This window comes from Chromohalobacter sp. 48-RD10, assembly GCF_029889785.1.
In the GTDB taxonomy this organism is placed as follows: Bacteria; Pseudomonadota; Gammaproteobacteria; order Pseudomonadales; family Halomonadaceae; genus Chromohalobacter.
Genome location: NZ_JARANX010000197.1, coordinates 1 through 740, shown reverse-complemented (window position 1 = coordinate 740; position 740 = coordinate 1). Strand labels below are relative to the sequence as shown.

The following is a 740-nucleotide window of genomic DNA, read 5'->3' as shown; positions in this document are numbered from 1 at the left end:
ACGGAAAGCAGGTGGGAACTCATCGGTAAGCCTCGCAAGTGGCGCAGTTGGTCGCTGCGCGTAGTGTACGCATACGCGCCGTTGGCTTCATCCGCTGCTTGCGTCGATCGGGGTGCTTTGCTTCGCCTGGGCGCTAGGTGACTGTCCTGATAGGTGCGTGGGGTACTGATATTGGGACCGTTGACACGGAAGAATCCATGGCAAGGCGCCGCTTTACCGTGATGCCGCTCTCGATGGCTCAAACAGTGGGTGCGGCTCGCCGAGACGAGAAGCCGCATCAGTTTCGACTATCTCTGTCATAAGGTACATCGGTTGCTCGGTAACCATGGAACTGAGCAACCGATTAACGCTGAAGACTTACTTAGGCCTTCTCCCCTAGAGCGGCAATATGCTCCGGCAAGCGATCGTGAGAGCCATACATGAAGTGGTTCTCCATGCGCTCTGCAAATTGGGCGGCTTCCGGTTCACGCCCCACTGCCATAGCCACTTCACGTACGTGCATCGGTGATGCGCCACAGCATACGCCAAGATAGTTGACCCCCTGAGCATAAGCATCGCGAGCGAAGGCGCCAAGTTCGTAACGATTGCAGAACAGTGGATCCAGGGCGGTCGGGAAAGGGCGTCCGTGAGGAGCTGGGCAGCTGCATCCCTGATCGTCGGAGAGATTGAAGAAGGTCGGCTCCTGCTCGGTGGTGCGGTAAGTCACCGGCAGCGCTGCCACATGGCAGTCAACGGCATCG

1 pseudogene is annotated in these 740 nt (G+C 58.2%); it reads right to left on the bottom strand.

From position 1 onward, the window contains the following. Positions 1-361: 361 nt before the first annotated feature. Positions 362-740, bottom strand: a pseudogene (locus OP496_RS18225) (homocysteine S-methyltransferase family protein); the annotation flags it as partial.